The organism is Chryseobacterium amylolyticum (assembly GCF_051011775.1).
In the GTDB taxonomy this organism is placed as follows: Bacteria; Bacteroidota; Bacteroidia; order Flavobacteriales; family Weeksellaceae; genus Chryseobacterium.
In genome coordinates, this window is sequence record NZ_JBPCHX010000003.1 from 113,507 (window position 1) to 125,583 (window position 12,077).

7 protein-coding genes are annotated in these 12,077 nt (G+C 34.8%); 1 reads left to right on the top strand and 6 read right to left on the bottom strand.

Annotation, left to right across the window (positions count from 1 at the left end; all coding sequences use genetic code 11):
- Positions 1 to 317: 317 nt before the first annotated feature.
- Positions 318 to 752, bottom strand: a complete 435-nt coding sequence (gene rpiB / locus ACR1PO_RS09235; RefSeq protein ID WP_002982040.1) for a ribose 5-phosphate isomerase B — start codon at positions 750 to 752, stop codon at positions 318 to 320.
- A 643-nt stretch (positions 753 to 1,395) separates the two neighbouring features.
- Here rpiB and ACR1PO_RS09240 point away from each other — a divergent pair.
- On the top strand, positions 1,396 to 2,586 hold the full coding sequence (locus ACR1PO_RS09240) for a phosphoglycerate kinase (protein ID WP_433986580.1): 1,191 nt from the start codon (positions 1,396 to 1,398) through the stop codon (positions 2,584 to 2,586).
- Positions 2,587 to 3,922: 1,336 nt separating this feature from the next.
- On the opposite strand, the gene ACR1PO_RS09245 is transcribed toward ACR1PO_RS09240, so the two are convergent.
- The 5 genes from ACR1PO_RS09245 to ACR1PO_RS09265 form a co-directional block, all read right to left on the bottom strand.
- A complete protein-coding gene (locus tag ACR1PO_RS09245) occupies positions 3,923 to 4,744 on the bottom strand; it encodes a class I SAM-dependent methyltransferase (protein ID WP_433986581.1) in 822 nt (273 codons plus the stop codon).
- Positions 4,745 to 4,856: 112 nt separating this feature from the next.
- Positions 4,857 to 6,719 carry a tRNA uridine-5-carboxymethylaminomethyl(34) synthesis enzyme MnmG gene (gene mnmG / locus ACR1PO_RS09250; RefSeq protein ID WP_433986582.1) on the bottom strand — a complete coding sequence of 621 codons (1,863 nt, stop codon included), beginning with the start codon at positions 6,717 to 6,719 and terminating at the stop codon, positions 4,857 to 4,859.
- Between the two features lie 147 nt (positions 6,720 to 6,866).
- Positions 6,867 to 7,286, bottom strand: coding sequence for an rRNA maturation RNase YbeY (gene ybeY / locus ACR1PO_RS09255; protein WP_433986583.1), 420 nt, complete (start codon positions 7,284 to 7,286; stop codon positions 6,867 to 6,869).
- A 4-nt stretch (positions 7,287 to 7,290) separates the two neighbouring features.
- Positions 7,291 to 9,450: a patatin-like phospholipase family protein gene (locus ACR1PO_RS09260; RefSeq protein WP_433986584.1), complete on the bottom strand. Its 2,160-nt coding sequence runs from the start codon at positions 9,448 to 9,450 to the stop codon at positions 7,291 to 7,293.
- 3 nt (positions 9,451 to 9,453) lie between these two features.
- Positions 9,454 to 11,901: a bifunctional UDP-N-acetylmuramoyl-tripeptide:D-alanyl-D-alanine ligase/alanine racemase gene (locus ACR1PO_RS09265; RefSeq protein ID WP_433986585.1), complete on the bottom strand. Its 2,448-nt coding sequence runs from the start codon at positions 11,899 to 11,901 to the stop codon at positions 9,454 to 9,456.
- Between the last annotated feature and the right edge of the window lie 176 nt (positions 11,902 to 12,077).

Sequence of the window (12,077 nt, forward strand, 5' to 3'; positions counted from 1 at the left end):
GTTTGGCCTTATCTCAATTCAAATAAAACCTTTTTCTAAATCTTCCTTATTCCTTATATAAGGTTATTCAATTTCATCATAGATTCTTTCCGTATATCATCAGAAATTATCTTTCAGTTTGCTAACAACGGGAGCTTTAGTTTTGTATAAATTTAATACAATTCTGGAGAAGAAAAGAGAAAAACCTTCTGTTAAATATATTTCCAATATAAAAAAGGCTTTAGAGAATAATAGAGTATTATTTCTATTGGACACTGCAAATGTACGAATAAAAAATAAATAAGGCTTGTAAAACGATTTACAAGCCTTATTATATGTTAGCAAAATGCAATTTTGTCAACTCTGTTCTGGTGTCTTCCACCTTCAAAGTCTGTTGAAAGAAATTTATCTACAATCTCAATGGCCAGTTCCTTTGATATAAATCTCGCCGGTATCGAAATCATGTTGGCATCATTATGCTGTCTTGCCAGCGTTGCAATCTCCGGCATCCAGCAAAGGGCGCATCTTATTTTCTGATGTTTGTTGGCAGTGATCTGAACTCCGTTTCCGCTTCCGCAGAACAAAATTCCCAGTTCATTTTCTCCGTTTTCCACAGAAGTAGCGGCAGGGTGCACAAAGTCCGGATAATCCACACTGTTTGTGGAAAACGTTCCAAAATCCTGAACTTCAAAATGTTCTGAAAGGTAGTTTTTAACAATCTCCTTATATTCATAGCCTGCATGGTCCGCTGCAACAGCAATTTTTCTTTTCATAATACTCTTATTAAGCTTTTTTAGATTCTATTTCCTTACAAAGTTAAGAATAATAACAATTCGTGTTAGTAAACCGGGAGTTAATTGTGAAAAGGTCTGTGAATAACTGTGGAAAACTTTTATCAACTTTCTATTTTTAAAGATCAATTTATTTCGTAATAGAAAACCTTTCTGCAAAATTTAACCACAACTTTCCAGATGTTTTCTTCAGCTATCCCCAGTCTTTTCCATAATAAAATAACTAAGAATTGCTTTATTTCAAAGTTATCAACATTTGTTAATAAGTGTGTGAAACAGCGGGTTTACAAGGATTTATATTGTGAGTTAAATATGAATTGAATAAAAGTTGAGTGTTACCAACTTTCGGCCTGAAACTTATCCCCGAAACTAACAATACTCAACAACAACTACATTATTCTTTTTTTTAAAAGAGAAAAAATTGTTGATTAATGGGTGATTGGGTTCGGGGAAAGTTTTTGAAAACTTTTATTTTAATCAAACTGTTGAAAAAGTTTAAAACCTTACATTTGTGAAACAAAAATTCAGTGAAATTTATGAAATTGTTCATGCGAGACTTTCCAGGAAGCTAAAACGGATTTGAGCACGGCAGTTTCATGAGGCTTAGAAAAAAATAAATCTATTTATGAAAACAATCAATGATCTTAATTTTAAAGATAAGAAGGCTCTGGTAAGAGTGGACTTCAATGTTCCGCAGGATGATCAACTGAAAGTGACAGACAATACAAGAATTGTTGCTGTAAAACCTACAGTGGATAAGATCCTTAATGATGGTGGTTCTGTCATCTTAATTACCCACCTGGGAAGACCAAAGGGAGAGGTTAAAGATGAATTTTCTCTTAAACATATAGTGAGCGAAGTTTCCAATGTCTTAGGACGTGAAGTAAAGTTTGTTGATGAATGTATCGGTGAAAAAGCAGAGCAGGCTGCAGCTGAACTTAAACCGGGAGAGATCTTGTTATTGGAAAATGTACGTTTTCATAATGAAGAAGAGAAAGGAGATGCTGCCTTTGCAGAAAAGCTTTCTAAACTTGGAGATGCTTATGTAAATGATGCATTTGGAACTGCACACAGAGCTCATGCTTCCACAGCCGTAATTGCACAGTACTTTCCATCAACTAAATATTTCGGTTTACTGATGGCTAAAGAGCTTCAGGCAATCGATAAAGTATTAAAAAGCGGTGAAAGACCTGTTACAGCTATTCTAGGGGGGTCTAAAGTTTCAACTAAAATTACCATTATAGAAAATATACTTCCTGCTGTTGATAACCTGATCATCGGAGGAGGTATGGCATTTACCTTTATTAAGGCTCTTGGAGGAAAAATCGGAAATTCTCTTGTTGAAGAAGACAAGCTTCCTTTAGCTCTTGAGATTTTAGGTAAAGCTAAAGAACATAAAGTGAAAGTTTATCTTCCGTCTGATACAATTATTGCAGAAAGTTTTAGTAATGATGCGGAAAGAAAAGAGGCTGATATTTATGCAATCCCTGAAGGATGGATGGGACTTGATGCGGGCCTCAAATCCCGAGATCAGTTCAATGATGTACTGTTAAACTCAAGAACTATCCTTTGGAACGGTCCGATTGGAGTTTTCGAAATGTCAAACTTTGCGGGTGGAACTGTAGCGTTAGGTGATAGTATTGCTGAAGCAACCAGACTTGGTGCCTTCTCTTTAGTTGGAGGTGGAGACAGTGTTGCATTCGTTAAGCAATTCGGGTATGCTGATAAAGTAAGTTATGTTTCTACCGGAGGTGGGGCTATGCTTGAAAGTCTTGAAGGACTTGAGTTGCCAGGTGTAGCTGCAATCAACAATTAAAAGGAAAAAATATTTTAAAGCCTGCTAATTATATTAGCAGGCTTTTTTCATCTCAGTAACTTAAAGAAAATCCTTTATTCATGAGTAATTCCAATGTGTTTTAGATATAACTTATGGTTATATAGAGCCATGTTTAGTTCTTTATCAATTACCTGTATTTTATCGGAATTTCTTTGTCTGTATTTTTCTCTATAATTCTGTAATTTTAAAATTTTATGCTTATTCTTTCCTTGTTTTTTTGAAAATAAATGGTTCGATTTTCAACTGAATATTGTCATTGAAAGATCCATTTTAGAAACATTTTTATGTTTTTCATTTTATACTTATTTTCTTGTCTATGCTCTTGTGGGAGATTAGTCTGACAGTTACTTTAAAGTACCATTTTTGATCCCTGATTTTATAATCTATATCCTGAAACAAGATTATTCTTTATATTTCTTTGAGGAAATAATTTGAATTTTATTTTTTATAAAGTAATTCTATAGTTATTTATTTCACATAAATGTGAATACGTTATATCATTCTGAATATCAATTAATAAACTATTTGTTAAATATATTTATTAGAATCGTTTTTAACTTTGATACTTTGTAAGTAATGTGAAATGAATAAGTTAACAATATTTCTTATCAAATTTTATTGTAACAATGAATTTAAGTCAAATTAGAAATGTTGTGCTGACAGCACGTTCAAATTACATCTACTGCTTTTTAGGTTGATTTATAATTTTGTTTTGAAAGATTTTATTTTAAGTTAGAAGAAACTGAAGTAAGATGTAAAACTTTGGTTATAAATTCAGATAAGAAGAGTAGGGGAAGTTTTATATTTTTCATTGTTATGTATTCTCTGTTTATTTCTAATAGCATCCGATTTGCAGAATAAGAATATTTACCGGTCTTGTATTTTCAATTAGGAATACTGAAAAATCGACCTCAATAAATATACTGAAAATCGACTTTCTGTATTTTTCCGTGAATTAGCATGTCAATTTATTTTTAGCGGAAATTATCTTTGTTTTTGTAAGAATTTAAATTGTAAAATCCAATTTTTTGTTTTGTAGTGACTTTTAGACATCAGGATAAGTTTATAGATAGTAAAGTGAAAATTGAACTCTAACAAAATAATTGTTTTCATTTTAAATTTTAAAATGGAGTAGGGGGGAACCTTATTAAAAGTTTCAAGAGTTCACTGAGTCAAAATTATTTTACTTACAATTTCAAGAATAAATAAAAATGAAGTTTATATAAAAAAAACTCAGGAGAAAAATTCCTGAGTTTTGTTTTTTTTATCAAAATGCCGAAAAATGACCTTCATAAACAGGTCAAAAATCGATTTTCTATCTTTTTTCGATAATATATATCAAACTTGAAAATTCGTTCGAAAATAATGCCTTTATGTTGGAAATTGTTCCATAGACTACTGCTTTTAGCCAAAACAGGGGTGATTTTTTATATTTTTCGCTCAACATGGAGATGTAGTATGAGTCAAGAACCAGTGGTTTTATTTTTCTTAATTTCCAGTCTCGGTTTTTAGAAATTAAATTTTCCATTCCATTTTTTGAAAAGTGATAGATGTGTCTCGGAACATCATAAGCAGCCCAATATTCTTTATAATGTTTTGCATCATATGATGTAGGGTTAGGAACGGCGATAACAAGAAGACCTTTTTCTTTTAATTTTGTATGGAATATATTCAGCATCTCATCCTGGTTCTCAATGTGCTCGAAAACGTGCCAGAGTGTAATAGCATCCAGACTGTTTTTTTCAATCTTATCAATGTCATCCACAATAGAGGCTTTGGATATTTTTCCCTGAGCAGCTTTTCTTGCATCGGCGTCAGGTTCAAAACCGAAAGTCTCAAAATCATTTTCAATATATCTTACAAATTCTCCGGCTCCGCATCCATAATCCATAACTTTAGATCCTTTGTTGATTCTATCTACCAGTATATTTTTTTTGTACTGAAGATTAAATGACTGAAGAAACTTGTAGAGTTTTTCTTTTAAACTTCCGGAATCCTGGTGATGAGAAATGTAATCTTCGCTTTCATAATATCTTGAAATGTCAGATGGAATAGGGGAGGTTTTAAAAACACCTTTTGTTTCTGTCTCTTTAATTTCAAATATTTCCTGTGAAAGAAAATGATCTTTTATTTTCATTGATATGTTATCTTTTTATAGGGTAAAAAAATTAAGATATTCAAAGTTTTATCACTACAAATATCTTAATTTTTTGTTTTTATTTTTTAATGTTCCACGTGAAACATTTTTTTTAACGTCCCAGATATACTAATAAAACATTGATGTCGGCTGGAGAAACTCCACTTATTCTTCCTGCCTGTGCTATAGTTTTCGGGCGTACATTAGACATTTTCTGCTTCGCTTCTGCAGAAAGGCTGGAAAGCTTGGTATAATCAAAATCTTCAGGAATTTTAATGTTTTCCAAACGGTTCAGTTTAGCAACATTTTCTTTTTCTTTCTCTATGTATCCTTTGTACTTGATATTAATCTCTGCCTGCTCCCTTACTTCATCGTTATATTGAGCAGAAACTTCTTTAATGAAATCAATTTCATCCAGTTTTTCTAATGTCATATTTGGCCTGGTAAGAATCTGTGCTGCTCTGTACGCCTGGTCTACGGGGCTGCTTTCGATAGATTCCAGAATCGGATTGATAATACCTGGCTTTAAAGAAGTTTCTCGAAGGAATTCTTCAAGTGATTGACTTTCAGATACTTTTGTTTCTACGCGTCTTAATCTGTCTTCTTTTGCCAATCCAAGGTTGAAAGCTTTTTCAGTTAGACGAATATCAGCATTATCCTGTCTGAGAAGAAGTCTGTATTCTGCACGCGAAGTAAACATTCTGTAAGGCTCTTCGGTTCCTTTAGTAATCAAATCATCAATAAGTACTCCGATGTATGCTTCATCTCTGTTCAGGATAAATTCACCTTTTTCGTGTACTTTATTATGTGCATTGATCCCTGCTATTAAGCCTTGACCTGCCGCTTCTTCATAACCTGTTGTTCCGTTAATCTGTCCTGCGAAATATAAATTATCAATAATTTTAGTTTCCAGGGTATGTTTTAATTGGGTAGGAGGGAAGTAATCATATTCAATAGCATAACCTGGACGGAAAACTTTTACGTTTTCAAATCCCGGGATATGTTTCATTGCTTTAATCTGTACATCCTCCGGAAGAGAAGAGCTGAATCCGTTTACGTAGATTTCAACAGTTTTCCATCCTTCCGGTTCTACGAAAAGCTGGTGTCTGTTTCTTTCTGCAAAACGGTTAATTTTATCTTCAATACTTGGGCAGTATCTTGGACCTAAACTTTGGATTGTACCATTGAACATTGGACTTCTGTCGAAGCCTTCTCTCAAAATGTCGTGTACAGTTTCGTTAGTATAAACAATATGACAGCTTAATTGTTTTGTCAGTTTCGGGGTATCAAGATAGCTGAACTTTTGAGGATTTTCATCTCCTTTCTGTTCTTCCATTTTTGAATAATCCAGGCTTCTTCCATCTACTCTCGGTGGAGTACCGGTTTTCATTCTGCCTGCTTCGAAACCTAAAGTGACCAGTTGCTCTGTAATTCCAAAAGCTCTTGGTTCACCCATTCTTCCTCCGCCTAATTGTTTATCTCCAACGTGAATTAATCCGTTAAGAAAAGTTCCGTTGGTAAGAACCACAGATCTTCCTTTGATCTCAATTCCTAAAGAAGTAACTACTCCTGTTACTTTATTATTTTCAACAATCAATTGTTTCACCATATCCTGAAAGAAATCAAGATTGGGAGTATTCTCTAATGCTAAGCGCCACTCTTCAGCAAAAAGCATTCTGTCATTTTGGGTTCTCGGAGACCACATCGCAGGACCTTTTGAAAGATTCAGCATCTTGAATTGTATCGCAGATTTGTCTGCTACAATTCCGGAATATCCTCCCATTGCATCAATCTCTCTTACGATCTGTCCTTTTGCGATTCCGCCCATTGCCGGGTTGCAGCTCATCTGTCCGATGGTCTGCATATTCATTGTAATAAGTAAAGTTTTTGAACCGAGGTTGGCTGCTGCTGCTGCTGCTTCACAACCTGCGTGTCCGGCACCTACTACTATTACATCATATATTTCTGAAATCATTTTTATCTCGCTTGTTTTAAGCTTTAAACCTTATCTTTATAACCAATGTTTCACGTGAAACATTTTTGGAGAATGCACTCTAGGTAAATGTATATTGTTGCTAGAATAGAGTACTTTAGATATGGGACTTTAAGTGATTGTTCAATTTTAAAACTTTAAATCCCTGTATTTATCAAGGTACAGATCTTCCATTCTCCGCATCTCTTTTTCTTCCTCTTCCGTCTTGTCTTTATAGCCTGCCAGATGTAAAATCCCGTGGGCTAAAACCCTTCTTAATTCTTCTTCATAATCTCGGGAAAGGATAGAGGCGTTATCAGAAATGCGCTGCAAAGATACGAAAATCTCTGCGCTTATTGTCTTCCCTTTTACATAATCAAAAGTGATGATGTCTGTATAATAATCATGCTGTAAATAATCCTGATTGATCTTAAGAAGATATTCATCGTCACAGAAAATGTAATTGATTTCTCCTAGTTTTTTTCCTTCTGAAAGAATAAGATCTTCCAGCCATTTTTTGTAATCTGTACTTACTGACTCCGGTAAGTTTTCGTAAAAGAACTGTATCATTTTTTTAAAACCAGTGCCCTAAAATAACACTGAATATACCTTTTTGGTTGTTTTTAAGTGAGTGGCTGAAGTTTACTTTTATCTGCCCGAAAGGAGATTTGTAACCAGCCGTTATTCCCAGTGAGCTATAATTTACTTTAACTGCATCTTCAAACTTGATATCGTTTGATAAGTTAGCAAAGCTGAAATTTCCACTGATAAAATAGTTTTTGTTGAATTTAAACTGGAGATCATTAGAGGCCAGTATAACATTATTTGTATGAAGCTGGGCAAAATAAAATCCTCCGAAGCTTTTGAAATTAATCAGGTTCTGTTCAAAAATTCCCCCTAATCTGTATTGATAATAAACAGGAAGGTTTTCACCAATGGTAACTCCTCCAAATAAATTCAGGCGGTAACTGAACTGCTTACCCAGCGGAATATTAAGCCTGAGATCTGCTTTAATCTGAATGATTCTTTTATCAACCTCGGACTTTAAAAGATCTACTACCTTTCCTTCTGCAGCGAAATATACTCCTTTAGTCGGAAATTCTTTATCATCCTGCGTGTCGGTTTTGATGAAAATATACGGGTTTAAAAAACGGCTGTAACGTTGGTTCTCACCATTGGGGTTTTCTGCCTTAAAATAGTCGTGGCTGATACCGCCACCAATGGCAAATTTGTCTTTCCATACAGACTGTATATAAGCTTCATTTCTGAGCCACTCCCAGCGGTCTACCACATAATTGTCTATATTTTTGATATCAAAGCTCATTCCGGAAGAATAAATTCCAAATCCGGGAATATATCCGTTATCGATAAAATAGTTCAGGTAATACCTCAGGCGGTCTCCAACAACAACATCGAGGGAAAGGTTTGAGTTTTTGAATAAAAGTCTTTTTGCTGAATAATTCAAAAGAAGTCCCGTCTTGAAAACTTCGTCATAATGTAAGCCAAATTTTAAAAAATGACGGGCTTCATCTTCGGTAACATACAGCTTCAGATAATTGGCATCATTTTCCTGAACAATATCATAGTTGATAAAACGGTAGTTGTTTGTAGCAACAAGCTTATCTATCATTTTATTGATGCTTCCATAGGTCTGCAGAGAGGGGAGGCGCAGTCCCATTTTACCAAGCGTATAGTTTTTTCCGTAGATTTTACTTCCTTCAATAGAAATGCTGTCTATCTTATAAACATTGGAATAGATTGGATTTATACGTTGTCTGAGGCGGTCAAACGGTCTTTTTGGAAGCTGATCCAGTATATGGGTATATTTCAGTCCTTCCACGTAACCGCTGTCCAGAATTTTCTTTTTATCATCATAACTTGTTGCAGACATCCCTTTCAGATTGGGTTTAATATTGATGTCTGTATATTTATACTGTCTTCTGGTATCTTTTTTTATTCCGAAATCAATAACCTGATTCAGAATGGCTATAATGTTGTTTAAATCCTCTCTTTTTGAAAGATCCTGGTTAAGATCCACACCAATGACAATATCGATTCCTTTGTCCTTTAAAGGCTTTGACGGATAGTTTACCGTCATAGCTCCGTCAATATAAATACTGTCTCCGATTTTAACAGGATCCATTAAAGAAGGAAATGCGGAGCTTGCCATAATAGACTGTACAAGATCTCCTTTTTCAAAGATCTGCATATTTCCGCTTTCAAGATTGGTGGCAACACATAAAAAGGGAATAGGCATTTTAGAGAAATCTTCGATATTGGAAACGTTTTTAAAAAGTTCTTTAAGAAGATAAACATTTCTCTGGCCGGTGCTGATGGAAGAAGGAAGGGTGATTTTTCCATTTTTAAGCGGAATGGATAAAAGGTATTTATCTACTGATTTGTTGAAAAAGCTGGCTTCCTGCCGTGATTTCGGATCCATAATCAGAGAATAGAAATCCGTATCCATGACAATTTTTTCTATTTCTTTTCCGGAGTAGCCGGCCGCATACAATCCTCCTACAATAGCCCCCATACTTGTCCCTGAAATATAATCCACTTTCACTCCCAACGAATCTAATACTTTAAGAACCCCGACATGTGAAAAGCCCTTGGCCCCGCCACCGGCAAGTGACAGCCCGATCTTTGCATTCTTGGGAATCACCAGATCTTTTTTTACCTGAGAATGAATCAATAACAGCGGGAATATGAAAAGCAGAATCAGGAGTTTTCTCATAAGTTAGTCTTTTATATAGATCCGTTTCACCCGGGGTGAAATGGAAGTTAATACTTCATAGGTTATCGTTTTGCAGTATCCTGCGAATTCTTTTAAACTTGGGTGTGCATTAAAAACAGTTACCGTGTCACCTTCTTTTACATTCGGAATGTGATCTATATTAATCATCATCATATCCATACAGATATTTCCAACGATTGGTGCCAGTGTTCTATTAACGCCAACATTTCCTACCTGATTTCCTATCAGCCTTGGAATTCCGTCTGCATATCCTACGGGAATGGTTGCGATTCTGGTAGGATGATCTGTCTTATATCTTCTGCTGTAGCCTACAGATTCTCCGTTTTCCACAGTTGATATCTGTGAAATTACGGTTTTAAAGCTTACGACGGACCGCAATTGCTTCTGAATTTCAGGATCTGCTGATTCTCCAAGCATTCCGATACCGATTCTTACCATTTCATACTGGTGATCTGTATAACTTGTGATTCCGGAAGAGTTCAGGATATGACGGATAGGCGTGTATCCCAGCTTTTCTATAAGGTAACTGGAATTTTTTTCGAAAACTTCCAGCTGTTTCAAAGTGAATTCTTTTTCTTCAGGTACATCAGAAGAAGAAAGATGGCTGAACAAACTTTGTACTTTTAAGTTTTTCTGATTTAAAGTTTCGCTTAACTGATCCAGTTCAAAATCTTTAAAGCCAAGGCGGTGCATTCCTGTTTCCAGTTTGATATGAATAGGGTATTTTTTATCATATCCTGATTTCTGAACGGCTTCATAAAATAATTCCAAAACTCTGAAGCTGTAAATTTCAGGTTCCAGGTTGTATTCTATAATAGTCTGATAACTGTGCTGCTCAGGATTCATTACAATAATAGGAGTCGTAATTCCTTTCTTTCTCAGCTCCACACCCTCATCTACATAAGCAACTCCAAGATAGTCTATATGATGATGCTGAAGGAATTCTGATACTTCAAAACTTCCAAGACCGTAAGCATTGGCTTTTACCATAGCCATCATTTTCGTTCCCGGTTTCAGCAGTGATTTATGATAGTTGATGTTATGAAGAATGGCATTAAGGTTTATTTCCAATACGGTATCATGCTTTCTGAGTTCCAGGATATCTTTAAGTTTTTCGATCTCAAATTTTCTGGCACCTTTCAGCAGGATGATCTGATTTTCTATTTCAGTAAGATGTTTACTTTCAATAAGCTCTTTAGTGTCAATAAAAGTAAAGGTTTTAGCTTTAAATAATTCACTGAATATGGAAATTTCTTTACCGATCAGGAATACCGAATCAAAATTCTGATCATTCACCAGCTCTGCTACTTCTTCATACAATTCTTTGGCATTGGTGCTCACGCCTACGATGTCTGTCAGGACCAGAGATTTTTTTGCTTTATTGTATTCATTCAAAAACTGCAGGGCAGTCTTCAAAGAATCGAGGTCAAGGTTGAAAGAATCATTGATGACAATATTGTCCTTAATTCCTTCAATGGCTTCAAGCCTCATTTCGACGGCCTTTAAAAGGTTGATTTTTTCGACGATCTTTTTATTTCCGATATTCAGTTCCTTGAGGACTGTGATAAGCGCCATAGCATTGGTTAACGTCGCTTCGTCTCTCTTATGGGCCGGAAAACTGATTTCTTCGCCAAAATATTCAACAATTATATTTTCATCTTTGGAAATATTGCTTTTGATGAAAACCTGGTTCTCTTTTTTGAAACCATAAGCAATTAGTTTTTTATCAGAATAGGCGTTTTTAATTTTTTGATCAACCAGGGAATTGTCACCATTATAAATGATCACCTCAGAATTCTTAAAAAGACTGATTTTTTCATCAATCAATTCTTCTTCGGAAGAAAAGTTGGCAGCATGAGCTGTTCCGATGTGTGTCAGCAATCCGATCTGAGGATGGAAAATATTTTCAAGTTTTTCCATTTCGTGCGGTTTTGAGATTCCCACTTCAAAAATTCCCAGCTGATGAGAATCATTGATCTGAAGAAGAGATAATGGTAATCCAATCTGGGAATTGAAACTCTTTGGACTTTTTACAGTAGGAAATTCATTCCACAGACATTGATATAACCATTCTTTTAAAATGGTTTTTCCATTACTTCCTGTAATTCCGATAGATTGTAAATGAGAATTTTCGAAATGATATTTTGCTAATTTCTGAAGAAACGCTACGGAATTTTCAACAATGATCCAGGTTATATTTTCAAACTCCTGATAATGATGTTCAGAAATAATGACCTTAATACCCCTGTCCATTGCAGATTCAATAAATTTTTCCCCGGAATTTTTATGAGTATTGATCGCGATAAATGCTGTATTTTTGATAGAATAAATAATCCTGCTGTCATACGCTATATTTTTGATCAGTAAATTTCCGTCTCCAATGATCTGTGCATTGGTGATCTCTGCAATGTGTTGTGCTGTATAGTTCATTGGTACCCTTTCTGCTTTATTTTAGACGAAATCGCAAAAAGGTAAAATAGTAAAAGGGGCTAAGATTTATTACATCATCCGGTTTTTTCCTTTTTAATATTTTACGATAGCTTTTTCGCTTTTCATTTTATATTAAGTTAAATATATTCTTAATGGTTTTGGCAACAGCTGATTCA

Coding starts and splice junctions, on each gene's coding strand:
- ACR1PO_RS09260 (WP_433986584.1), bottom strand. CDS start 9,450: ATGAGAAAACTCCTGATTCTGCTTTTCATATTCCCGCTGTTATTGATT.
- ybeY (WP_433986583.1), bottom strand. CDS start 7,286: ATGATACAGTTCTTTTACGAAAACTTACCGGAGTCAGTAAGTACAGAT.
- ACR1PO_RS09240 (WP_433986580.1), top strand. CDS start 1,396: ATGAAAACAATCAATGATCTTAATTTTAAAGATAAGAAGGCTCTGGTA.
- mnmG (WP_433986582.1), bottom strand. CDS start 6,719: ATGATTTCAGAAATATATGATGTAATAGTAGTAGGTGCCGGACACGCA.
- ACR1PO_RS09245 (WP_433986581.1), bottom strand. CDS start 4,744: ATGAAAATAAAAGATCATTTTCTTTCACAGGAAATATTTGAAATTAAA.
- ACR1PO_RS09265 (WP_433986585.1), bottom strand. CDS start 11,901: ATGAACTATACAGCACAACACATTGCAGAGATCACCAATGCACAGATC.
- rpiB (WP_002982040.1), bottom strand. CDS start 752: ATGAAAAGAAAAATTGCTGTTGCAGCGGACCATGCAGGCTATGAATAT.